The 24,230-nt window shown below is 59.7% G+C and carries 21 protein-coding genes; 17 read left to right on the forward strand and 4 right to left on the reverse strand.

Features of this window, described 5'->3' with window-relative positions; all coding sequences use genetic code 11:
* Positions 1 to 117 precede the first annotated feature (117 nt).
* Both BCM02_RS00700 and BCM02_RS00705 read right to left on the reverse strand, forming a co-directional pair.
* Complete coding sequence (locus BCM02_RS00700; protein WP_148927139.1) at positions 118 to 1,281, reverse strand: methyl-accepting chemotaxis protein; 1,164 nt, start codon at positions 1,279 to 1,281, stop codon at positions 118 to 120.
* 45 nt (positions 1,282 to 1,326) lie between these two features.
* Positions 1,327 to 2,025 carry an aminoglycoside 3'-phosphotransferase gene (locus tag BCM02_RS00705; protein ID WP_148927140.1) on the reverse strand — a complete coding sequence of 233 codons (699 nt, stop codon included), beginning with the start codon at positions 2,023 to 2,025 and terminating at the stop codon, positions 1,327 to 1,329.
* Positions 2,026 to 2,353: 328 nt separating this feature from the next.
* On the opposite strand from BCM02_RS00705, the gene BCM02_RS00710 reads away from it, so the two are divergent.
* Entirely contained in the window at positions 2,354 to 4,168 is a 1,815-nt protein-coding gene (locus BCM02_RS00710) for a glycoside hydrolase family 30 protein (protein WP_148927141.1), read from the forward strand.
* A gap of 144 nt (positions 4,169 to 4,312) precedes the next feature.
* On the opposite strand, the gene dapA is transcribed toward BCM02_RS00710, so the two are convergent.
* Complete coding sequence (gene dapA / locus BCM02_RS00715; RefSeq protein WP_148927142.1) at positions 4,313 to 5,182, reverse strand: 4-hydroxy-tetrahydrodipicolinate synthase; 870 nt, start codon at positions 5,180 to 5,182, stop codon at positions 4,313 to 4,315.
* 193 nt (positions 5,183 to 5,375) lie between these two features.
* Positions 5,376 to 6,884, reverse strand: coding sequence for a glycoside hydrolase family 30 protein (locus tag BCM02_RS00720; RefSeq protein WP_148927143.1), 1,509 nt, complete (start codon positions 6,882 to 6,884; stop codon positions 5,376 to 5,378).
* A gap of 531 nt (positions 6,885 to 7,415) precedes the next feature.
* On the opposite strand from BCM02_RS00720, the gene BCM02_RS00725 reads away from it, so the two are divergent.
* From BCM02_RS00725 to BCM02_RS00800, 16 genes are all read left to right on the forward strand, one after another.
* Positions 7,416 to 7,589 (forward strand): lysine biosynthesis protein LysW, encoded by a 174-nt coding sequence (locus BCM02_RS00725; RefSeq protein WP_148927144.1) that lies wholly within the window; start codon positions 7,416 to 7,418, stop codon positions 7,587 to 7,589.
* 12 nt (positions 7,590 to 7,601) lie between these two features.
* Positions 7,602 to 8,504 (forward strand): RimK family alpha-L-glutamate ligase, encoded by a 903-nt coding sequence (locus BCM02_RS00730; RefSeq protein ID WP_148927145.1) that lies wholly within the window; start codon positions 7,602 to 7,604, stop codon positions 8,502 to 8,504.
* Positions 8,505 to 8,559: 55 nt separating this feature from the next.
* Complete coding sequence (locus BCM02_RS00735; protein ID WP_148927146.1) at positions 8,560 to 9,210, forward strand: degT/DnrJ/EryC1/StrS aminotransferase; 651 nt, start codon at positions 8,560 to 8,562, stop codon at positions 9,208 to 9,210.
* Positions 9,200 to 10,519: a DegT/DnrJ/EryC1/StrS aminotransferase family protein gene (locus tag BCM02_RS00740; RefSeq protein ID WP_148927147.1), complete on the forward strand. Its 1,320-nt coding sequence runs from the start codon at positions 9,200 to 9,202 to the stop codon at positions 10,517 to 10,519. Before BCM02_RS00735 ends, BCM02_RS00740 begins: the two co-directional genes overlap by 11 nt.
* Positions 10,516 to 11,577 carry an N-acetyl-gamma-glutamyl-phosphate reductase gene (gene argC, locus BCM02_RS00745; RefSeq protein WP_148927148.1) on the forward strand — a complete coding sequence of 354 codons (1,062 nt, stop codon included), beginning with the start codon at positions 10,516 to 10,518 and terminating at the stop codon, positions 11,575 to 11,577. The genes BCM02_RS00740 and argC overlap by 4 nt, the downstream gene beginning before the upstream one ends.
* A complete protein-coding gene (locus tag BCM02_RS00750; RefSeq protein ID WP_148927149.1) occupies positions 11,577 to 13,430 on the forward strand; it encodes a M20/M25/M40 family metallo-hydrolase in 1,854 nt (617 codons plus the stop codon). The genes argC and BCM02_RS00750 overlap by 1 nt, the downstream gene beginning before the upstream one ends.
* Entirely contained in the window at positions 13,431 to 14,258 is an 828-nt protein-coding gene (locus BCM02_RS00755) for a 1-deoxy-D-xylulose-5-phosphate synthase N-terminal domain-containing protein (protein ID WP_148927150.1), read from the forward strand.
* Entirely contained in the window at positions 14,255 to 15,193 is a 939-nt protein-coding gene (locus BCM02_RS00760) for a transketolase family protein (protein WP_148927151.1), read from the forward strand. The genes BCM02_RS00755 and BCM02_RS00760 overlap by 4 nt, the downstream gene beginning before the upstream one ends.
* Entirely contained in the window at positions 15,177 to 16,397 is a 1,221-nt protein-coding gene (locus BCM02_RS00765; protein WP_148927152.1) for an MFS transporter, read from the forward strand. Before BCM02_RS00760 ends, BCM02_RS00765 begins: the two co-directional genes overlap by 17 nt.
* A gap of 24 nt (positions 16,398 to 16,421) precedes the next feature.
* Positions 16,422 to 17,687 (forward strand): ATP-grasp domain-containing protein, encoded by a 1,266-nt coding sequence (locus tag BCM02_RS00770; RefSeq protein WP_148927153.1) that lies wholly within the window; start codon positions 16,422 to 16,424, stop codon positions 17,685 to 17,687.
* Positions 17,688 to 17,704: 17 nt separating this feature from the next.
* Positions 17,705 to 18,235: a flavodoxin family protein gene (locus BCM02_RS00775; RefSeq protein ID WP_148927154.1), complete on the forward strand. Its 531-nt coding sequence runs from the start codon at positions 17,705 to 17,707 to the stop codon at positions 18,233 to 18,235.
* 211 nt (positions 18,236 to 18,446) lie between these two features.
* The gene (locus BCM02_RS00780; RefSeq protein ID WP_148927155.1) at positions 18,447 to 18,950 is read left to right on the forward strand and encodes a heme-degrading domain-containing protein; all 504 of its coding nucleotides are present in this window, start codon (positions 18,447 to 18,449) and stop codon (positions 18,948 to 18,950) included.
* Positions 18,947 to 19,324 carry an MmcQ/YjbR family DNA-binding protein gene (locus tag BCM02_RS00785; protein ID WP_148927156.1) on the forward strand — a complete coding sequence of 126 codons (378 nt, stop codon included), beginning with the start codon at positions 18,947 to 18,949 and terminating at the stop codon, positions 19,322 to 19,324. Before BCM02_RS00780 ends, BCM02_RS00785 begins: the two co-directional genes overlap by 4 nt.
* 261 nt (positions 19,325 to 19,585) lie before the next feature.
* The gene (gene metE / locus BCM02_RS00790) at positions 19,586 to 21,874 is read left to right on the forward strand and encodes a 5-methyltetrahydropteroyltriglutamate--homocysteine S-methyltransferase (protein ID WP_148927157.1); all 2,289 of its coding nucleotides are present in this window, start codon (positions 19,586 to 19,588) and stop codon (positions 21,872 to 21,874) included.
* Between the two features lie 86 nt (positions 21,875 to 21,960).
* Entirely contained in the window at positions 21,961 to 22,236 is a 276-nt protein-coding gene (locus BCM02_RS00795; RefSeq protein WP_148927158.1) for a hypothetical protein, read from the forward strand.
* 146 nt (positions 22,237 to 22,382) lie between these two features.
* Positions 22,383 to 24,215, forward strand: a complete 1,833-nt coding sequence (locus BCM02_RS00800) for a diguanylate cyclase (RefSeq protein WP_148927159.1) — start codon at positions 22,383 to 22,385, stop codon at positions 24,213 to 24,215.
* Positions 24,216 to 24,230 lie beyond the last annotated feature (15 nt).

Raw genomic sequence — 24,230 nt, forward strand, 5'->3', positions numbered from 1 at the left:
TTACTTTTCCATGCACACGAATTAACGGTTGTCGCCTTCGGGCGGCAACCGTTTTTTGGCAAGTAGAAAAGCCTCTCTTCGCCGGTTATCCGGAAAAGAGAGGCTTTGTTGCGGTGATCAATATTTGAACCGGTCAACGATGTGCTTTAATTCCTCGGCCATGCCGGCCAATCGCGAGGCGGACATGTTGATCTCCTCCATCGAGGCTAGCTGCTGCTGCGTGGCCGCGGATACGTGCTGCGTGCCGGCTGCCGTGTCTTCGGCGATCTTGTTCACGTCCGTGATCGAATGCGCGACCTCGCCGGTACCGTGCAAGAGCTCCTCGACCGCGGCCGTCACCTCGGTGATTTGGCTGGTCACCACCTGGATTGCGTCTTGAATTTGGCGGAAAGCTTCTCCGGCGCCGTTGACGACGTCGATGCCGCTGCTAACTTCGTGCATCGTGTCCGACATCGAATCGACGACGGTCTGCGTCTCGCGCTGAATTTGATTGATCAGTTCCGAGATTTGCTTGGCGGAGCCGGACGATTCCTCGGCCAACTGCCGCACTTCGTCCGCCACGACGGCGAATCCGCGGCCGTGCTCGCCGGCTCTCGCCGCTTCGATAGCCGCGTTAAGCGCAAGCAAATTCGTTTGGCCGGAAATATCGGAGATCGACTTGGAGATGAGTTCGATCTGTTTCGAACGCTCGCCCAGATCCGTCACGGCTTGCGATAGGCTGGAGACGCGCGTGTGGATGGCGTTCATTTGCCCGATCGCGTTCGTGATGGCATATGCGCCTTGATCGGATTGCACGGCTGCCGTGTGGGCGGTTCCTTTCACCATCGAAGCCGCGTTCGAGATATGCTTCGTTCTCGACGACATCTCTTGAATCGTCTCCGTGCTGCTCTTCACGGTCTGCACCTGCTGTTCGGCGCCGTAAGCCAGTTCTTGAATCGTGTGCGAAATATGCTCGGTCGCCGAGCTGCTTTGGTCCGCGCTCATGCTGAGTTCTTCGGAGGACTCGGCGACTTTGCGAGACGTTTCGCTGACCGTGCCGATCAGCTCGCGCAGGCCGCTAACCATATTATTGAACGAATTGGTCAAGCTACCCAACTCGTCACGCGACGAATACGTGCCGACGACGGTCAATTCGCCGCTAGCCGCTTGGTTCATCAAGCTTTCCATTTCGCGAACCGGCTTCGTTACGCTCAGCAAGTGTAGTATAGTTAGGGCGGCCAGCGCAAAGGTAATTATGTCCGAACGCCGGAATGCCGGAGAATGGCGGGTTTGGCTGTTCATCAAGGTGAAGCGGCAGATGTCTGCGGCAACGGATTTGCGCCGAACCTAACGAATCAGGTTACGAAAATAACGCAAATTGAAGTCATCGAAGTACGTTCTTCCATATCCGTTCAGGAAATGGTCCCCGAATGCATCCGACTTCAAGTTATGTTGAAGCGACCATAGTCCCCACGTCAGATCGTAATGCCGGTCGCCTACGCCGCCATGGCCGACATCGATGAAGGCGCGGAACGCGAATTCGATTAAGATAATGTTGGGCAAGCAGTAGTCGCCATGCATAACGACGGGATCCGTAGCAGGAGAATAGATCTTGCTGCTCCGGTGTTCGACCAGCAGCTCGTTCGTTCGATTCGGATAAGGACAGCCTTCGAGGGGAAGCGTATGAAGCATGCGCAAATGTTCGCCGAACGCGAAGGCAAGCTTTGCGGGCTGCTCGAGAAACGCCGGATCCGTGCCATCTTCGCCGTCAATCGCTTCCGTGACCAAGTAATCGTGATCGTCGTCCGTCTCATAGGCAAACGGTTCGGGCGACAGCCGATGACGATGCAGGAACGAGCCCATTATCGCCTCGCTTTCCAAAGCGCTTTTCGTTCCGATTTTGACATAACAGCGTTTCGGTCCGTCGACGAATAACGTACGCGCTAGCTCCGAACAACTGCTGTCGTACACGTCGGCCCCTTGGAATAAGCTTCTGATCCCAAGCGGCAGCGCGCCCGCATTAAACGCGATCCTCTTTTTCTCCATCCGATAGCCTCCATTACTCGCATTATTTCTAGCATATCAGATGCCTCCAAAGTACCGAAGCGTATAGATTGGTTATACATGCCACCACTCGCAAACCTGTTTGTTCCAAATAAACCACCTGCTGGTGGTTTATTTGTTATTGCAACCAAGCCGTCCAAACACGGTCACGATCGTCGTAGTACGAAGTCATCATCCTAGTAGAATGGCGGGAATGCGGCCCCTTATACTCTCTGTGAAGACGACGTCAGGTTGCAGAGGAGGGAGCTGACCGACAGCGATTGCGTGACCGGAAGGGATCACAATACGAATCGTAGGACGGTGGATTGAAGTGATCGGTAATCTGTTCAAAAAGCTTAGTTTGACCGGACTCGGCGTCAGCGTGCTGATGCTGACCCCGGCGCTCGGGCCCGGAACCGCCAGCGCGGCCTCGAATGTCGCGATCAATTGGAACGACGTCAAGCAGGAGATCGACGGCTTCGGCGTGTCGCAGGCCGCTTGGTCGGATGCGATCTATGACTTGCAGGAGCCGGCTCGCAGCCAAATTATGGATCTGCTGTTCCGCCAGGATACGGGGATCGGCGCATCGATTTTGCGGGGCGCGATCTTCCCGCAGTTCAATCCGGCGCCTGGACAGTATGACTTCAACGCCCGCCCGGATCAAGTCTGGGTCATGCAGCAGGCGAAGGCGAGAGGCGTGAACAAGCTGGTGGCCTCGACATGGAGTCCTCCGGCCTGGATGAAGACCAACAATTCCACGACGAACGGCGGCTACCTCAAGAGCGAGAATTACGATGATTACGCGGTCCTCATGTCCAAATTCGTGAAGGAATACAAGTCGCAATTCAACCTGGATTTGTATGGGGTATCGGTCGCGAACGAACCGAACTCGATGACGTTCCTGACGTGGGATTCGAGCGAGTGGAATTCGACCAATTTCCAAGTGTTTCTGAAAGATTATTTGAAGCCGGAGATGATCAATCAAGGCGTGCAGGGGACGAAGGTCATCGTCGGCGAATCGTCTTGGTGGTCGGAGGATCTCGTGAAGGACTCGCTCAACGATCCAGCCTCGGCGGAGCGCATCGACATCGTCGGCGGGCACAACTATCCGATCCCGATCATCAATACGACGATGCCGACCGAGCCGTTCGCCACGGCCGCGGCCAAGGGCAAGAAGGTATGGATGACCGAGGTATCCGACGTCGATTCGTATGATCCGGGCATCGGCTCGGGGCTGAAGTTCGCCAAGCAAATCCACAACTTCATGACCAAAGCGAACGTCAATGCTTGGCTGTATTGGACGGGCGCGATCCCGGGCAACAACGATGAAGGACTCATCAACGTCGACAAAGCGACCAGCACGTATGCGATCACGAAACGCTACTACACGTTGGGCAGCTACAGCAAATATATCCGTCCGGGCTACGTGCGGATCGGCGCGACGGAAAATCCGGTATCGGGCGTCTACACGACCGCGTACAAAGATCCGGCGACCGGCAAAATCACGATCGTCGCGGTGAACGACGGCGACGCGTCGGCGGAGCTGAATTTCGTGCCGAACGGCTTCACGCTGGGCAAACTGACTCCGTATACGACGGACAGCACGCTGAACATGGCGCAAGGGCGTAACGTGCAAGCGAGCGGAGGCTCCTTGCACACGATCATTCCCGCGAAGAGCGTCGTCACGTACGTCGGTCAGAGCGGATCGACCGCCGATCCGGCGGAGACGCAGCTGAACGATCCGCTGAATAACTGGACGAAGACGGCCTCTCATACGAGCGGACTCGCGCTGGATTCGTCCAACAGCCTCTATTTCGGCGGGGATTCTTCGCGCGTGAAGCGTACAACGGGCACGACCGAGAGCTTCGTCTACAACGTCAATAACATGACCGGCTTCAACGCGACGATCTATCATGCGAGCGTCTGGGACGGCGTGGCGTTCTATACGTCACCGGATAACGCGACGTGGACGCGAATCTCGCACGTAAGCACGCCTGGCGCGTACACGGGCAGCAACTGGTACCGCAAAACCTACGCGCCGGTGCCGCTGCTGCCGACGGGAACGAAATACTTGAAGATCGAGCTGTCCGGCACGGATTCGTGGGAGAAGCAGGTTGCGAACGTCGTCATTACGTCTTCGCCTTGATGGCTGACGAGTCATGGTTCGTTAGAGCGAACTGAAACCATATAGGAAAGATAATCGAAAACCTGCGGCCGAATCGGCTGCAGGTTTTTGGCTTGTTAACACGCGATAACCGGCTAAAAAGGCAGGTGGAGCTGGTAATCGGCGTTACGTGATCGCGACGAGCTCTTCTTGCAAACCGGCCGAAATCGGCCCCATGGGACAGCGGAGCGTGTCGGAGGCGAGAAGGCCTTGCCGGGCGAGCAGCCACTTAAGCGGAGCGGGGTTCGATTCCCGGAACAGCAGCCGGATGGGAGGGAGCAGCCGATCGAACGTTTCCGCGGCGAGGCTGATGTTCCCTTCAGTTACTTGCGTCAGGAGATTCAGGAAATCCGCGGTATTCACGTTCGCCGAAGCAAGCATGCCGCCAGCCGCCCCTAGCTGCAGCATGTCAAGGAGCAAGGCATCTTCGCCGCAGAGGATCGGCTTCGGACAATGCGGCAGCAACTCGGCCGCGAGCGAGAGGCCGCCGGAAGCATCCTTAAGCCCGATGACGCCGTCGAGATCGAGAATCCGCTTCATCATCTCGGGAGATAGGGCGACGCCGGTTCGGGAGGGGACCTCGTAGGCGACGACGGGGATGCCGACCGAAGCGATGCGCCGGAAGTGTTCGACGATGCCTTCCTCGGAAGGTCGGCTGTAATACGGCGTGACCGCCAGCACCGCATCCGCACCCCAATGACCGGCTGCTTCGGTGCGCCGGACCGATTCGGCGGTGCTGTTCGTGCCGCTGCCCACGATGATCGGCAATCTTCGCTGATTTAAGCATGTTCGCGCCGCCTTGAACAAGGTTCCGACTTCTTCCCACGCGACCGTCGGCGATTCCCCGGTCGTTCCGTTGAGCACGATGCCTTGGATATCATGCTGAAGCAAAGACGAGAGGTACCGGTCATAAGATTCGAGATCCAATCGTTCTTCCGTATCGAAAGGGGTTATAAGCGGGACGAATAGTCCCTGTAGATCAGCTTCGTTTAACATAGGCGCGCTTCCTCCTCGGTTGATTGGCTGTCTTAACTGTAGCATGGAACGAAGCGCGCGATTGGGGAGGGTTTCGAATGGCGGCCATCGGCAAAAACGATGCAAACGCAAACGGTCTCTTCAAGCCGAAACCGGCAAAAGCGCCCCGGGAAAGGGCGCTCTACGGTGGCAGAAGGAGCGTTTACGAAACTTTTTACGAAACCGTGCCGTACCATTTGTACGTCATGGCCGATTTGCCCGGGATCGTTACGGTGAAATTCTGGCTGCCCCACTGGATTTTCACCTTGCGGGCGGACGCGCTGGAGTTGTACGCGACGACGACTTTGGAGCCGTCCGGATTGCGGAACGCGACGTCCTTGATCTCCGAGCCCGTGTTGGACGCGATCCGGTACGCGCCCGGCACGACGAATTTACTGAAGTGGCCGAGCAGGTAGTATTGCTTCTTGTACGTCACTTGGTTCTCCGGCGCGTCGTTGCGGTTGTCGGAGTTCTGAATCGTGATCATGCCCTTATTGCCGCTATTCTCGCCGATCAGAGCTGGACCGTCCTTCTGGTCGAGCGCCGCGTTCCAGAGGATGATCGTTTTCGACCAGTTGCGCGTGATGTTGATGAACTCGTTCATCATGTTGTCGATGCCTTGCGACGTGCCGTTCTGCGGATCGTTCCAGTTGCCGAAGCCGCCTTCGGTGAACCAGACGTCTTTATCCGGATGGGCGTTGTGGAGCGACGTCATTTGGGAGCCGTCGCCGCTGTCGTAATGGTGGAACGCGCTGCCGTTCACGTATTGGCCTTTGCCCGCGTTTTTTAGATTCGTGATGACCGTATTCGGGAAATTCCAGTCCAGATAGTTATGGTCGAACGCGATAATCTTCGTATTGATGCCGGCATTGCGCAGCGTAGGGCCAAGGTAATCGCCGATGAAGCCGATCTCGTCCTGCGTGTTCATGCCCATGGACGGATAGTGGGTCGGTTCGTACAACGGCTCGTTCTGCACCGTGACCGCGTAGATCGGGATGCCTTGCCCTTGGTAAGCTTGAATGTATTTCTTGAAATAGTTCGCGTACGTGCCGTAATGCTCGGCTTTCAGCTTGCCGCCGTTCAGCGTGTTCGAATATTTCATCCAGGCCGGCGCGCTCCATGGGGAGGCGAATACTTTGATGCTCGGATTCTTGGCGATCGCGGCTTTCACCATCGGAATGATGTACGCCTGATCGCGGCCGATCGTGAAGTTGTTCAGCGCGGTATCGTTCGCCGTGTCCGCGTAAGTGTAGGCGCTCCAGGTGAAATCCGAGCTGCCGAGCGGTTGACGCAGCACGCTCATGCCGATGCCGGATTGGCCGAACAGCTTCTCCATCACTTCCGCGCGTTTGTTCGCGTCGAGCTTGTAATTGAGCAGCCACGCGGACGAATCGGTAAGCGAGACGCCGAAGCCGTCCATTTGCTGGTAGGTCGTGCCTTCGTTGACCGTTATCGTGTAGTCGGCGGCGTCGCCGGACGTCGAGAAGTTTTTGTTCGCGATCCGGGAGAGGCGCGCGCTCGGGCTTAGTCCGACGGCAGGCTCGGTATTCGGATCCGAGGTGGTGATCCACACCTCGACTTGTTCGCCCGCGGCTTGGGCGACGGGACCGGAGACGGAGCCGGACACCGTGACGACGGCGGCGGCCAGGACGAGCGAGACGGATTTAACGTTCCAAATTTTCATTATTCATGCTCCTCTCGGAATGGATAATAAGGCATGTACGGCGTTGGCTTTAATCCATACGGCAAGCAGCCTTGCGATCGGGGTTCACCTCCAAATATGCGATGAAGATTGCGGATGCGGGACGAGTTGTAACCGATTACAATTTCATGGTGACCAAGCGCTTGCAGCGTTCGACAGCGTGCGCAGAGCAGCTGCAAGTTCATCTTGTAATCGATTACAAGTTCTGCGGACAATGACCGCCGCAAGCCGGTTCCGGCTTGCTTGACTCGATTTTACTTGGAGCGAGAGGGGGAAAACAATACGTCATTTTTCAGCTTCTATTGGCCGTTATTCAGGTAGAGCGCGGCGTCTGGCAAGGGTGTGCGATGTAGTTGGAAGTTGCTTGTCGCGTTTTTGTATTAAACTTCCTGAACGTTCGATTGATTTTATCAATTAGACGATGGCTCCAAGCGAATGATAGTATCCAATATAACATCACGTGTCCAGTCAGCCGGGCGGTCTACATTTTAATAGTGAAGGTGGAGTTGGAGAATGAGTCAACTGCTGTGCCTCGTTTGCAAGGATGAAATTACGGTGGAACAAAGCGCGACGACCGGCGAGATCGTGGAGTGCGAATCTTGCGGGCAAGAGCATGAAGTACACGCGGCGGGCAATATTTTCACGGTCGAACTCGCGCCGGAGATCGAAGAAACCTGGGGAGAGTAAGGTGATCCGCTTATGAGCGCAAGAGAGCCGAGCGTCCTGCTCTGCGTCACCAAGCTGAGAGAAGAGGAGAAGCGGATCGCCGAGCTGCTGACGGCCGAAGGCGTCCAGGTCCAGGTCAATCTGGATTCGATGGCGCTGCCGGTCGAGACCGCTTCGACCGCGAATACGCCCGATCTGGCGCTTATCCGCTGCCTCTCCCAGCGCAATGCGCTGACGCGGGCGACGCTGCTTAGTTTGACGGGAATCCGGACGCTCAACAGCGTCCATGCCATATCGGTATGCACGAGCAAAATCCATCAGGCGATCGTGTTCGGGAAGCAGGGGATTCCGCAGCCGCGCTATCAGATCGCCTTCACGCCGGGCAGCTTATACGACGCGCTGGATGCGTTCGGCGGCGTCTACGTGCTGAAGCCGTCCAGTTCGTCGTGGGGCAGGGGGATCGCGCGCATTACGGGCAAAGATTGCCTGGATACGTGGATCGCGGCGCGCGAATCGGTCGATCCGAGCCACCAATCGCTGCCGGTGCTCTTGCAAGAGTATGTGGACAAAGGCGATTTCGACATCCGCGTCGTCGTAGTCGGCGACGAGCCGATCGCCGCGTTCCGCCGCGTCTCCGAGGACAACTGGAAGACGAATACGCATCTGGGCGCGGAGATCGAGCCGATTCCGGTCAATCCGGAAATCCGCGCGATATGCGGACGCCTGACGAACGTGCTTGGCGAAGGCATTTACGGGGTCGATCTGTTCTACGATTACAAGAATCGCCGGTACTTGGTTTGCGAAGTGAATCAGAATCCCGAATTCGCCAAGTCGTGGAAAATCCACGGGGTGGATGTAGCGCACTGGATCGCGACGTATGTCAAAGGGCAGGTCGTCTCGCGATCCGGTCAACAGCTCGCCTCTATAACCCAGTAAACAGGGAGGAAATTAAGTTTATATTTAGCATTTAATCTAGCTGCTGGGAGGAACTATGAAGAACAAGACGATCGAGAAAGAGCACCTCTTCTCGCTGTCGTTCGTGCTCTCTCGCGTACTCACGTCTGGCGTTATCATGAGTATCGAGAAGAACGAGAGCGAGTTGAAGGGACTGGAGAAGAGCATAGCCAAACTGTCGGGCAAACGGTATGTTTCGTTGTTTAATAGTTACACGGGGGCCGTCCATGCGGCCCTTTGGGGCCAAGACATCGTCTACGGATCGCAAGCGAGGTTGGAAGAGCCGATCGAGCAGGAACGGAAGTTCGTGAATTGGCTGGGCGTCGAGCTTACGCAAGATGCTTCTTCGCCGCTTGGCTTCACGCGTCTTGCCGTCGGTTGGAACAACCTGAACGATCTGGAACGCCTGCTTGAACCAAGCGGCGAACAAGCAGCCGTACAGGTATTCGACTTCACGCCGCTCGGATTCGGGCCGGCGGCGGCGATCGCGACGAATAGCGAGCTTGCGTGGAAAAAGGCGGAGCGGCTGAAAATCTTCGGCGCCTTCGACCTGCAGACGATGTGGACCCAGGAAGAGAGCGAGCCGGAGCTTCAGCCGGCCGCGCAGTTCAATTACCGGCTCAGTCCGCTCGTCGCGGCGTGCGTCAAATTATCGCTGCTGAGGAGGAACCGCGGCCATGAAGACTGATTTTATCCGCAAACCGCTCGACCTGCCGTCCGAAGATTGGATTCGCGAGGCGCTCGCTTACAAGGGAGGTCCCGCGATTATTCCCGAAGACGTCCGCAAGACGACGTTCCCGACGATCACGAAGGAAGACTTGACGCAGATGCTGATCTCCATCCAGCAGGACGAAGAGAGCGTCGTGACGGAATTCGCCGAAGCATACCGCAAGTACGTCGGCGCGAATTACGCGATCGCGACGGCCAGCGGCACGTCCAGCCTGCATCTGGCGCTTGTCGGCGTCGGCGTGCAACCGGGCGACGAGGTCATCGTGCCGGCGTTCACGTTCATCGCGACCGCGCAGGCGGTCGTTGCCGCCAAGGCGATTCCGGTCTTCGTCGACATCGATCCGGTGACGTATTGCCTGGACCCGGAGAAAGCCGAGCGGGCGATTACGAATAAGACCAAGGCGATCATGCCCGTGCATGTGCACGGCCTTCCCGCCGATGTCGGCCGGCTGCGCGAGTTGACGGACCGGTACTCGCTGCGTCTCGTCGAAGATGCTTCGCATGCCCATTCGGCGTCCATCGACGGCAGATTGGCCGGCTCGCTTGGCGATGGAGCCGGACAGAGCCTGATGGCGGACAAGAACTTCCCGGTCGGCGGAGAAGGCGGCATCGCGTTCTTCCGCGAGCAGGCGGATTACGAGCGGGCGCTCGCGTTCTTGGAAGAGAGCGGCATCGACTACCGGATGTCGTGGATCGCGGCCGCCTTCGGGCTCAGCCAGCTGGAACGTTTGCCATATTATGACGCTATCCGCGCTCGCAACGCCGATTATTTGACCAAGCAGCTGGCGGAGACGAAGTTGTTCCGCGGGCCTTATGTGCCGAAGGGATATAAGCACAGCTACAACATGTACCGGGTAAGCATCGATCCGGCGGCGCTAGGGCTTGACGATCTTCCGGATTATCAGGTGAAGAACGCGATCCAGGAGCTGATCTTGAGCGAGGGCGTGCCCGCGCGGGAGTGGCAGAACGTGCCGATTCCGGGACATCTGCCGTTCAAGAACCGGCGCGGTTTCGGCGGCGGGTATCCGTTCACGCTGTCCGAACGCGACGATTTCGGCTACGCGCTGGAGAACTTCCCGGTGACGCTGGAGATGCTGCGCTCGACGCTGACGATCTGCCGAGAACTGCGCTCGCCGGTCGAATACGAGCGGATTCAGGCTTATGCGCTCGCCTTCCGCAAGATCGACGCCAATCCGGATATCATTCGCGAGCTTGCCGAGCGGAACGAGACCAAGGTGCTCTACGAGCGGGATGCGAGATTAGGATGAGCGCGGCGGAGACAAGCAAGCCGATCCGGGTGGCGATTCTCGGCGGCAGCGGGTTTACCGGTTCGGAGCTATACCGGCTGCTCGGTCGTCATCCCTATATCGAAGTCGCGTTTATCTCGTCGGAATCCAAGGCGGGCGTGCCCGTCGACCGGTACTTCGTTCACGCGCTGCGCAAGAAAAGCGGCGGCTCGCTCAAATTCAGCAAGCTCGCGGAGCTGGACGGCCATTACGACGCCGTCTTCTCTTGCCTGCCGACCGGGAGCTTGCCGCCGTACATCGCGCATGTCGCGGCCCATACGGACCGGATTTTCAACGTCAGCGGCGATTACCGGGTGAACGATCCGGACTTGCTGCGGCAGCATTATCCCGAGACGTTGAAGCACGACATACCCGGCGGCAGCCATTATTTCATTCCCGAATTCAGCGCCATCAACCGGGACGCGAAGATCGTCAACCTGCCCGGCTGCATGGCGGTGGCGAGCATCTACACGCTCTATCCTCTGGTCGCGCGCGATCTGATCGAGCCGCGCGTCGTCACGAACGCCAACACGGGCTCGAGCGGAGCGGGCAAGGCCAGCGCGGAGACCCATGCCGAGCGCGCCCACAACTATCGTCCGCACAAGGTGCACGGTCACCGGCACAAGCCGGAGATCGAGCACGCGCTGAAGGTGCACGAGAACCGGACCGTCGATCTGCAATTCTCAACCTTCAGCCTCGATCTGCCGCGCGGCATTCTGGTGGCGTCCTACTCGCGATTGAAGGAGGGCGTAACCGAGCTGGACGTGAAGAAAGCGTTCCACGGCGCGTATGCAGCCAAGCCGTTCGTCCATTATTTCCATGGCAAGAGCGGGCCGCAAGGTCCAATGATCAAGACGGTGCTCGGGACGAACAATGCGGAGGTCGCCGCGTACGTGGAGGGTGACAACTGCGTCTCGATCGCGAGCATCGACAATCTGATCAAGGGCGCGGCGGGTCAGGCGCTGCAGGCGGCGAATCTGTACTTCGGCTTGCCGGAAGAGACCGGACTTGCGCCGGCGGCGGAAGGAGCGTGGCCGTGATGGCGGACAATCTATATGTCGTCAAGCTGGGCAGCGGGACGATACTCGGCCAGCCCGACATATTCGAGGAGATTAGCGGACTCGTCGGGCGCGGGGCGCGGGTATTAGTCGTCGCCGGCGGCGCGGAAGGCATCCGGCGCCAGTATGAGCGACTGGGAAGAGAGATGCCGTTCCTCACCTTGCCGAGCGGCGACGAGGTCCGCTACTGCGCCCCGGAGGAGATGCCGATCATTCGCGGCGCTTACCGGGAGATCATTCTCGAAGAGGCGGCCTCGGCGCTGCGCGCGCGGGGATTAAGCGTCTTCGGGCAGGTCGGCGGCGATAACGGCGTCGTCACGGGGACGAAAGCCAAGCCGCTCAAAGCGATTCGGGACGGCAAGCCGGTCATCGTCCGCGATTCCTTGTTCGGCGGGTATGGCGGCAGCCGCGCGGCGTTCATCCGATCGGCATTGAATGCGTACGACGTCGTTATCCTGTCTCCGCCGATCTACGATCCACAATTAGGCGACTACATCAACATCGACGCCGACGTGCTCGCGGCGCATCTGGCATCCGATCTGGGCGCCCAGCATTTGCGATTCGTGACCGGCACGCCGGGCATTCTGACCGATATCGACGATCCGGAATCTACGGTGCGCCACGTCTATCCGGGCGACGACCTGCCTTGGGTGAAGGGGCGGATGAAGCAGAAGGTGCGGGCTGCCGGCATCGCGCTCGAGCGAGGCGTCGCCGACGTGGCGATCTCGGGTCCGCACACGCTGGAAGGCCGAGGGAAGACGTGGTTCTGGAACTTCCCGCGGCCGGGCGACGATCGGCGCACGGAGCTGCTGAGCCATGCGACGCGTATCGCCTCGGCCTCGTACGACGAGCGGGAGCTCGCTTCCTTCCTGCTGGACGAAATCCGCTATCCGTCCGTGAAGGGACAGATCGACGACGCGGGCAACATCGTATTTCGCAAAGGAAACGGTCCGCGCACGCTGCTGCTGCTCGGCCATATCGATACCGTGCCATACCAATGGCAAGTCAAGAACGACGGTGAAGGGCTTACGGGCCGAGGCGTCGTGGATGCCAAGGGCAGCTTCGTCAATTTCGTCCACATGCTGGAGGAGGTCGACGTGCCCGAGCACGGTACGATGCTCGTCGTCGGCGCGGTCGAGGAGGAGGTGTCCACCTCCAAAGGCGCTTTCTTCGTCCGCGATCATTACGCCGCCGATGCGGTCATCATCGGCGAACCGAGCGGCGAGGACAATTTGACCCTCGGCTATTACGGCCTGTTCAAGCTGGAGATCGCGGTCAGCCGCAAACAGACGCATACGGCGGCCAAAGACAGCGTCAGCGTCATCGACGAGCTGTACGAGGTCGTCCGGACGATCCGGGAACGGGTGCGGGCGATCGATCCCGACTCGCTGTCCTCGCTGATCGATATCGGACATCGACACGACCAAGGTTTGCTCACGGCCGTAGGGACGCTGAACTTTCGCATATCCCCGGCGGCGGGCAAGACGTACGCGGAGCGGGTCGCGCTCGACGATCTGGGCGAAGACGTGCGGGTGAACGTGCTGCGGGCGACTCCGGGCTACGCGAATCCGCGCAGCGACAAGCTTGTGAAGAGCTTCGTCCGCAGCTTCGCGCGTGCGGGCAAACAGGTGCATTACCTCAAGAAGCGGGGCACGAGCGACATGAACACGCTGGCGACGACTTGGGAAGGCGTGCCGATGGTCGCGTACGGGCCGGGGGATTCGAATTTGGATCATACCGACCACGAATATTTGCATTTCGCCGAGGCGCTCGCCGCCAGAAACATCCTGAAGGATGCGGTGGACGAGTGGTTCCGGCTGCAAGGAGGCGAATAGATGACGGCGCGAACGGTTGAAGCCATTCGAAGGGAGGACGCGGTACCGGATCTGGAAGCGAAAGCGCGCGAGGCGAGAGGATTGATCGTCGATATGGCCGCGACGCCGACGGGGTGCCATATCGGCGGCAGCCTGTCGGTCATCGATCTGCTGCTGGCGGCTTACGCCGTATACGGAAGCGATCCCGCCAGCGCGATTATTCTGAGCAAAGGCCATTCGGCCGCGGCGCTCTATGCGGCGCTGTACGTGCAGGGCATCATTCCCGATAATCCGGCGGAATCGTACGGGGCGAGCGGCTCGCTGTTCACCGGGCACCCGAACCATAAGCTGCCCGGTATTCCCTTCGCCACGGGGAGTCTGGGCCACGGCGTGCCGTACGCGGCGGGCTGGGCGCTCGCGCAGCGGCTCAAGGGCACCGGCGGCACGGGCGTCGTCATCGGCGGCGACGGCGAATTGCAGGAAGGGCTGTGCTGGGAGACGGCCCAGATCGCGCAAGCGAAGGGCATCTCGAATTTCGTCTACGTCGTCGATTGCAACGGCGGTCAGAACGACGGACTCGTGCAGGATATCTCGCCGCTGCCGCGCTTGCGCGAGCGGTTCGAAGCGTTCGGCTTCCGCGTGCGGGAGACCGATGGTCATGATTACGGGGCGATTCTATCCGCCATCGACGTCGCGCCCGTGCCGGGCGAGGAGGCGGGCAAGCCGCTCGCGGTGCTCGCCCGGACCGTCAAGGGCAAGGGCGTCCGCGCGATCGAGGGCAACCCCGAGGCGCACTACGCGAAGATTCCGGCGAAGACGGCGGACAAATGGAAAAGGAGCCTTACATGACGTATTCCAGTAGAGAAGCTTACAAGTTGGAATTAACGGAGCTGGCCCGGGAGGACGACCGCATTCTCTGCCTGGAGGCGGATCTCGGCGGCAAGAACCACGCGTTCCAAACCGAGCATCCCGACCGCTTCTTCAATATCGGCATCGCCGAAGCGGCCGGCATCGACATCGCGGCCGGACTGGCGGAAGCGGGCTTCGTGCCGTTCTTCTCGACGTTCGCTTCCTTCGCCGCGCTGCGGGCGTCGGAGAGCATCAAGCTCGCCATGGGCTACATGGGCAAGAACATCAAGATCGCGGCGGCGTACGGCGGCGCGTCCGGCGGATGGTTCGGCACGACCCATCATTGCCTGGAGGATATCGCGGTGCTGCAATCGTTCCAGCATATCCGGATCGTCTGCCCGCACGGCGAGGCGGAGACGCGACTGGCCATTCGGGAGGCGGCCGCATCGCCAGAGCCGTATTACATCCGCCTTGCCCGCAACGACGCGTTCGAGAGCTTGCCGCGGATTGCCGGCGGCAGTCTGCGCGAAGTGTTGTACCAAGGGAGAGAACGCGCGAATCCGCGATTGTGCCTTGTCTCCGTCGGCGAACAAGCGACCGAGATCTGCGCCCGCATCGCGGCCGAGGACGAATCGCTCGTCCATGCGCATCTGGTCTACGTGGACAGCGCTTCGCTTAAAGAATACGCGCGCGAGCTGCGGGAAGTCGCGGACCGTTTTCTCGTCGTGGAAGAGCATCGCGGCACCGGCGGAACCGCCTCGTATCTCGCGCTGCTGCTGCCGGATGCCGAAGTCTACTCGCACGATTGCGGCCATGAATGGCCGATCTACGGCGGCAGCCATGCGGACGTGCTTCGTTACCTTGGCTTCGGCGAGGACGAATTAAGGCGGCAGATCGCCGAGCTGGGAGGAAACCGTCATGACCGGAGCGCTTAGGTCGAAGCAATTCCGCCGGTACGCCATCTCCGACGTGATCAGCGGGTTCGGCGTCGGGATGAGCACGATCGGCGCGAACTGGTATCTCATGGACCAGACCGGCTCGCTCGGCGCGGTCGGCTTCATGCTGACGCTCAACGTGCTGGCCGGCTTCGCGGTGTCGCCGCTCGCGGGCATTCTGACCGATCGGTTCCACCGCAAGCGCATCATCCAATTCGCGAACTGGGGGCGGGCGCTGCTCATCGCGGCGCTGGCCGCCGCTTTCCTGGCGACCGGCTACCATACGTGGTATTTATACGCGTTCACCATAGTTAACGGCATCGGATGGACGGTGTACATGTCGGCTTCGCGCAGCCTAATTCAAGAGCTGCTTCCCGAGAAGGAACTGATTAACGGCAATTCGATCATCGAAATTTCGCTGCAGGTCGGCATGTTCACGGCAGGCGCGGCTTCCGGCATTTTCTACAAATACGCCGGGTTCGAGTGGATCCTGCTGCTGAACGCCGCCGCCTTCCTCGTCAGCTCCCTGTTCCTTGCGAAGGTGCGGTATACGCCGCTTGCCATCGAGAACAAAGGCGAATCGTTCGCGGCGAACTTCAGGGACGGCTTGCGATATTTGAAGGAGCGGCCGTCCGTCTTCGCGCTCGGCGTCGTCTCCATCATCCCCGTCGTCGCGGTCATGATCTTCAACGTCGTGCTGCCCGGTTACGTGAGCGGTCCGGTAGGCGGCGATTCCGTCGTGTTCGGCTTATCCGACATGTTCTACGGAATCGGCGGGCTGTTGTCCGGCTTCCTGGCCGCGCCGCTCGCGCGCAAGCTATCGCTGTCTGCCGCGGTCCCGCTGTTCTTCTTGCTTGGCGCGGGCGTGCTCTTCGCTTGGGCGTTCAGCGCATCGGTAGGACTGTTGTTCGCGGGGAGCGCCGTGCTCGGTCTAAGCAACTCTTCGCTGCGCATTATGATCAATACGCGGCTGATGGAGCTCGTGTCGAAGACGTACATGGGGCGCGCGATGTCGGTCTGGATCGCGATCTCGCTGCTGCTGCAGTGCATATCCGCGACCGGACTCGGCTTCGCGCTCGACCGTTTCTCCCCGGGCGTCGGATTCGCGGGCATCGGGGCGCTCATGCTGGCGGGACTTGGGCTCTATGCCCTGCTGAACCTGCCGTCCAGAACGAAGAGCGGCGCAGCCACGCTCGAACAATAAAGAAAGAGGAGGTCTGGGATTCTTATGAGCCAATCGAAAATCGTCGCTTTCGTGGAACCGAGCTTCTACGGCGTCAGCTTCGCGAAAGCAGCCTACGCGCAAGGGCACAAGGTCGTGGCTATCGTGTCCTCCGTGGATAATCCGGCCTTGTACGGATACGAGGGCATCTATCACGATTTGCTCGTCGCGGACATTCGCGAGGAACAGTCGATCTATGACGCGATTGCCGGTTCCGCCTATTACGGCAAGCTCGATGCGTTAATTCCGGCGACGGATTATGCGTCCCATCTCACCGCGCGGGTAGCGGAGCGGCTTGGTCTGCGAGGCGTACCTTACGAAGCGGCGCTGCGGGCGCGGAACAAGGATTTAGCCCGTCAGGCGTATGAAGCGCACGGCGTGCCTGGCGCGAAGTACGAGAAAGTCGGGACATTCGAAGAAGCGGCGCGGGCGGCCGACGCGATCGGGTATCCGGTCGTGCTGAAGCCGACGAATTGCGCGAGCTCGCAAGGCGTGTATTACATTCACGGCGAGGCGGAGCTGCGCGAAGCGTTCGAGGAGCTGCGCCAATTCAAGGTCACGTATATGGATTTCAAAGTGCGGGACGAATATTTGATCGAGGAATATATCGACGGGCAGGAGTTCAGCGTCGAATTGTTCCTCGAAGAAGGCCGACCGGCCTTCGCGGCCGTCACGGAGAAACTGACGTCGCCGCTCCCGTATTTCGTCGAGGTGCTGCATACGCTCCCGACGTCCGTTCATCAAGACCGGGAGGCCGATCTGATCGCGACCGCCGTGCAGGCGGTTGCCGCGATCGGCATCACGGGCGGACCGAGCCACGTCGAGCTGAAGTTGTCGCCCGCCGGCCCGCGCATAATCGAAGTGAACGGCCGTCCGGGCGGCGATCAGATATCCTCCGATTTGCTCGTGCAGGCGTTCGGCATCGACGTCTTCGCGGCGACGGTGCGCTACTATCTCGGCGAGCCGTCGTCGCTCGCGCCAGACCGCAAGCGCGCGGCGGCCATCGCGTACCTCACGGCGGAGCGCGAAGGAATCGTCGAGCGCGTCGCAGGCGCGGCGGAGCTGGCGGACAGCCCGTATCTCGTGCGCGCGAACATCGCGGTGCAGCCGGGCGACCGGGTCAAGACGGCGCGCAGCTCGGATGACCGGCTCGGCTATGTCATTACCGCCGCCGACACGCCGGATGAGGCGAAGGAGGCGGCGCGGGCGCTAATCGGATCGATCGGGATCGATTACCGGGAGGAACAGTTGCCGATCGCGCAAGCTACTTAAGAGAGGAAGAGAAACGAATGGGAATCGCCGTATTATACGGAAGCTCGAGGCGGCGCGGGAACTCGGATTTGCTGGCCGACCGGCTGGTAGAAGGGAGGGAAGCGGCCCGCTACTACTTGTCGGCGTCTCGCATCGAGCCGATCGTCGATTATCGGCATACGGAGGCGGGCGCATACCCGGAGGACGATTACCGTTCGATCATCGGCGGCGTGCTCGCGGCGGATACGCTCGTCATCGCGTCGCCGATCTATTGGTACGGGATATCCGCGCCGCTGAAGCTGTTCGTCGACCGCTGGAGCCAATCGCTGCGCGAGGACCGGCAAGGCTTTCTTGAGGCGATCCGAGGCAAGCGCGCATACCTGATCGCGGTCGGCGACGACGAGCCCGGACGCAAAGGATTGCCGATCGTGGAGCAGTTCAGGCATATCTTTGATTTCGTCGGCGTCGAATTGGCGGGTTACGCGCTCGGCACGGGCAATAAGCCAGGCGACGTGCTTGACGACGCACAGACGCTTGCCGTGATCGACGGCTGGCGTCATGCGCTATAAGCGAAGGGATACTACCGCAGCTAAGAGGGTATCTGCGCGAATGAAGATCAGGTTCGAACGGAGAACATTGCCGGGGCCTGGTCTTCTTTGCGTCGAACAATCGTTGACTAGTGCGCAGGGGGAAGCGTCCGTTCCGATTGCCGAGCCTGAACGGGTCGTGGTACGCTAGACTGCGAATGTACCGATGACGATCGATAAAGGAGAGATGGACATGACTCAACTCGCCGAGCGGCTGCTCGCCATGGAAGAAGAGGAACGCGAGCTGCAATTCGACCGGTTCGACAACGAGACCGCCCTTGAGCTGGGGCTTGCGATCATCGGGGAGGCGAAGCGGGCAGGCAAGAGCATCACGGTCGAGATCTACCGCGAAGGCCAGCGTCTGTTCGCCCACGCGATGGCCGGCACGTCCGCCGAGAACGAGAATTGGATCCGGCGCAAAAACAACGTCGTGAACCATTTCGGCCAAAGCTCCTGGCGCGTCGCGCTGCGCGTTCGCGAAGATGGCCAATCGCTAGAGGCGGACTATGGGCTGCCGCTGGCCGATTATGTAGGAGCAGGTGGCGGCTTCCCGCTCATCGTGCGAGGAGAAGGCCAACTCGGCACGATTACGGTGTCCGGTCTCCCCGATCAGGAGGATCACGACCTGCTGATCGCCGCGCTCCGCGCCTTCCTGAACCGCGACGCGGAACCGAGCCGAGGAGGCGCCGGGGCATGACGGCGGCATTCGGAAGGCAAGAGATGCTCGAACACGTCAGACGAGCATGCGCCGGACTGCCGGAGACCGAAGAATCGATCGACGGGTTCGGCCATACGGTCATGAAGGTGCGCGGCAAGACGTTCATTATGATGAGCCCGGAAGAGGAGACGCCCGCCGGCTTGTCCATCAAGTCGGACAAGGAGCAGCAGTTCTTGCTGCTGCAGCAAGGCGGATACGTGCGGACGCCATACATCGGCCAGCACGGATGGGTATCGCTTGATCAGACGACCAAGCCGAACTGGGACGAGGTCGCCGGCTTGATCCGTACGGGGTATCTTCTTGCCGCTCCGAAGCGTCTGGCCAAGGAAGTGCTTGCGAGCCTGGACGCATAATCGTCTTCACCCTATACATAAGTCCATGAAGCCAATGCGCGAACAGTCGCGTTGGCTTTTTGGATTGACCGAATGAAATCGGAATTGCATGACTGCTTTGCTGTAGCGCGCGCGTCGTTATCAAATCAAACGTCATGATGTTTGCAAATTCCTATCGCGATATAGCCTTAAGCTATAGCAGGATATAGATTTATCCAGTTACCCCGCGCCTTCTCAGCCATGCTATCTTTTTAGTAACAAATGGCAGAGGAGAGTTGCACGATGGCAAGAAGCAGCATATTGGGATACCCGCGCATCGGAGAGAAACGCGAATGGAAGCAAGCGCTCGAGGCGTACTGGTCGGGCAAGTTGGATGAGGAGGCGTTCCGCGGACGCATGAAAGAAATCCGTCTGGACCGTCTGCGCAAACTGCAGGCGTCCGGGATCGACCTGATTCCCGTAGGCGATTTCAGCGAATATGATCACGTGCTGGATACGGCGGCGATGTTCGGCATCGTGCCGAAGCGGTTCGCTTACCACGGCGGCGAAGTTCATCCATCGATATACTTCGGGATCGCGCGCGGCACGAAAGAAGCGGCGGCTAGCGAAATGACGAAGTGGTTCAACACGAATTACCATTACATCGTGCCCGAGCTGGACGGGACGGCGCCGACGCTGACGGAGAACCGCCCGCTGCGCGCTTACCTGGAAGCGAAAGAAACGCTCGGTATCGAAGGCAAGCCCGTATTACTCGGTCCGCTCACGTTCCTCCGAATGTCGAAAGGCTACGATCAGGCCGATACGGACGCTTGGTTGGACCGGCTTCTGCCGCTGTACGAACAAGTGCTCCGAGAGTTGGAGCAGGCCGGCGCGCAGTGGGTGCAGATCGACGAGCCGGCGCTCGTACAGGCTTCGGACATAGGCTCAAGCGAGCGGTTGAGCCGAATCTACGGCAGGTTCGCGGAGGCTGCGCCTCGCTTGAACATCATGCTGCAGACGTATTTCGAATCGGTGGACGATTATGAAGCGATCATCGAGCTGCCCGTCCAAGGGATCGGCCTGGATTTCGCGCATGGGCGAGACGCCAATCTTTCGGCACTCAGGAAGCATGGTTTCCCTTCCGATAAGGTGCTCGGAGCGGGAATCGTCGACGGGCGGGGGATTTGGAAGGCATCGCTCGCCAACGGTTGCAAGCTTCTGGAGGATATCGCGCGCTTCGTCCCTTCCGACCGACTCATCGTGCAATCGTCCTGCAGTCTGCTTCATGTTCCGGTCACGGTGCAAGGCGAAGATCAGCTGCCGCAGACGTTAAGGCATGCGTTGTCGTTCGCGGACGAGAAGTTGGAAGAGATCGCGCTGCTCGCCCGGGCGGCCGAGCTCGGGGCGGGTGCGATCGCCGCGGAGACGCAGGCGAGCGAAGCCGCGCTTCAGGCGCTGAACGCGCACGAGACGCGCAATCGCAAGGATGTCCAAGCGGCGGTAAGCGAAATTGCGGTACATGAAGGACGGCGCGATAAGCCGTTCGCCGAACGCCAGCCGCTGCAGCAAGCGAAGTGGCAGCTGCCGCTGCTGCCGACGACGACGATCGGCAGCTTCCCGCAGACGGCGGACGTGCGCAAGGCGAGGCAGCAGTGGCGGAAGGGCGAATGGAGCAAAGAGCGGTACGACGGTTTTATTCGCGAGCAGATCGACAAGTGGGTGGGCTTGCAGGAAGAGATCGGCCTCGACGTGCTCGTGCACGGCGAATTCGAGCGGACGGACATGGTCGAGTTTTTCGGCGAGAAGCTGGCGGGATTCGCCTTTACCCGAGGCGGCTGGGTGCAGTCGTACGGTTCCCGATGCGTGAAGCCGCCGATCATCTATGGCGATGTCGCGTTCGAAGGCGCGATGACGGTGGAGGAGACGGCCTACGCGCAGTCGAAGACGTCCAGGCCGGTGAAGGGGATGCTGACGGGACCGGTCACGATCATGAATTGGTCGTTCGTCCGCGAGGACATCGCGCGCGAGCAGATCGCCTATCAGCTGGCCTTCGCGCTCAGACAGGAAGTCGAAGCTTTGGAGACGGCCGGCATCGGCTTGATTCAAGTAGATGAGCCTGCCGTGCGGGAAGGTCTCCCGCTGAAGCGAGAGGCGCAAGCGGAGTATTTGGCCTGGGCGGTCAAAGCTTTCCGGCTGACGACATGCACCGTATGCGATACGACGCAAATCCACACTCATATGTGCTATTGCGAGTTTCATGACATGCTCGGCTCCATCGAAGCCATGGATGCGGATGTCATCTCGATCGAGACCTCCCGCTCGCACGGCGAGTTGATTCATCACTTCGAAACGCAATCGTACCCGCTCGGAATCGGGCTGGGCGTCTACGATATTCATAGCCCGCGCGTGCCGCGGACCGGCGAGATGACCGCGATGATCGGCCGCGCCCTGCAGGCGCTGGACCCCGCGCTATTCTGGATTAATCCGGATTGCGGGCTGAAGACGCGCGGGGAAGAAGAGACGGTCGCCGCGCTACGCAACATGGTCGAAGCGGCAAGAGCCGCGCGGCGGTCGGTTGCCGCTACCGTGTAGACGGCAATTTCGTTCAGCGGCTATTGACGAATCGGCCGATTATGATAGGGTAAAGGAAAGTCGCGAGGGACGGGAGTTGTATGCGGATGCAGCGTATTCGATTTTTCCTCAAGCAATTTTGGCGAGAACCTTGGTGGTTCAAGCTGCTCATTATCGCATCGCTTGGAGGATCGATCCTATTCAGCAGCTCGGCGTTCGAGAACGGTTACTATGATGCGATCGCCAAGGCCGCGGCCGCCGTATTTTTCGGCGCTTATGCGTTCAAGCTCCGGCGAACCTTCTACGTGTCCGCGGCAATGACCGCCGCCGCCGTGCTATGCCTATACGTAAGTTGGGATTTATACCGGGCTGTCGGCGGCTGATGCCGGCGGTACCGGAACGAGCATGACCGTCTCATTAGGGCGGTCATGCTCTTTTTATTGCGCGCGAGCTCGGCCGTGTCCGCGAATAAGGATGTTTCCACCGTGAATGGTAAACCTAATAAGATGCAGGGAGGCGATGCCATTTCATGTTCAAGGAATTGTTAACGGACGTGACCTTGATTCTCGTATTTCTGTTCGTGCTGCACCTTGTTCTTGAGAGCAAGGCGATATGCGCTGCATCGACGATCTGGCGACGTATGCAAGTCGGCATCGTCAATGGCGCCTATGGACTTATCCTCATGCAGTTCGCGGTCCGCATCACGGACACGCTGATTATGGACCTTCGTCACATCGTCATCGTGCTGGCGGCCCGTTACGGCGGCGTACCCGGCGCGTTGACGGCGTCACTGATCATCGCGGCGGGCAGGCTCACCATGTTTCCGTTCTCGACGACCGCCGTCATCTCGAGCTCGAACGTCTTGCTTAGCGGACTTCTGTGCGCGTGGCTGTCCACTCGAAAGTGGCCGAGCTGGCAGCGGCTTGTCGCGATGCACGCGACCAGCATGGGGTCCGTCACGATCATCTTCATCTATTTGGTCGACCCGCAAGTGCTGCCGCTGCTCTTGACCTGCTTCTGGATTATATCCGTTCTTGCGGGTCTGATGGCGCAATGGTACTCCAGCATGCTGACGGAGAAGAAGGAAATGGCGAACAAGCTCGCGCAGAGCGAAGCGTTCAACCGCGCCATACTCGACAACGTGCCCGAAGCGATCATCATCCATGCGGACGGCCATATCGTCTACTGCAATCCGTTCGGCGCGCGTCTCATGGGGGCAGTTTCTTCCCGGAAGATGCTCGGCGAGCCGATTCTTCAGTTCATTCATCCGGATGACCATCCTCTCGTCTTGGAGCGAATTCGCCAAATCACGCAGGAGCGCAAGCATGCCGAAGCGATGGAGGAGCGGCTCGTTCGGCTGGACGGCACGGTTATCGACGTGGAAGTGACCGGAATCTCGATCGAATATAACGGGCAGTCGGCCTCGCTGGTCGTCGTAAAGGATATTACGAGCCGGAAGCGGCAAGCGCGGATGCTGGCGGAAGCGCACGAGCGCACGTCGAATATTTTGGAGAGCATCGCCGACGCGTTCTTCTCGGTGGACAGGCATTGGCGCTTCACCTACGTGAACCGCGAAGCGGAGCGAGTCCTCGGACGCTCGAAGGAAATGTTGATCGGCTGCGTCATATGGGATGAGTTCCCGCGCGTGATGCACACGAAGTTTCATGATGCGTATCAGGAAGCGATGCAGCATGACCGGTCCGTATCCGTCCAAACGTATTTCGAGCCGTTAGACGAGTGGTTCGAGGTCAGGGCTTTTCCGTCCAAGGAAGGCTTGTCCGTCTACTTCCATAACATAACGGACCGCAAGCAGGCCGAACTCGAACTGAAACAGCTCAACGAGGAGCTGCAGCGGTATTCCTATCTGGACGGGTTGACCGGCTTGGCGAATCGTCGCGCGTTCGATCTTAAACTTCTCCGCGAATGGGAGAAGGGGGCGGAGGAAGGTACCCCGCTATCGCTGCTCCTGCTCGATATCGACTATTTCAAGCTGTATAACGATACCTATGGCCACGAGGCAGGCGATCGCTGCTTGAAGCAAGTAGCGGAGAAACTGACGGAGCTTGTCGTCGGGACGGATCGAATGATCAGCCGCTATGGCGGGGAGGAGTTCGCGATCGTGCTGCCAGGGGCGGCGCTAATGCCGGCCATGCGCCAGGCAGAGCGGATTCGGGCCGGCGTGGAGTCGATGGGCATCCCTCATAGCGGCTCCTCCGTAAGCGGCGTCGTGACGGTTAGCATAGGCGTCGCTTCGACGCGGCCCGGTGCGGAGGGCGATATGAAATCGCTTCTGATCGACGCCGACCGGGCGCTGTATCGGTGCAAAGAACGCCGGAATTGCGCGAGCGGCGGTACGGAATAACGGCGAATCGTCGGC

The organism is Paenibacillus methanolicus (assembly GCF_008124765.1).
GTDB classification, from domain to species: domain Bacteria; phylum Bacillota; class Bacilli; order Paenibacillales; family Paenibacillaceae; genus Paenibacillus_Z; species Paenibacillus_Z methanolicus.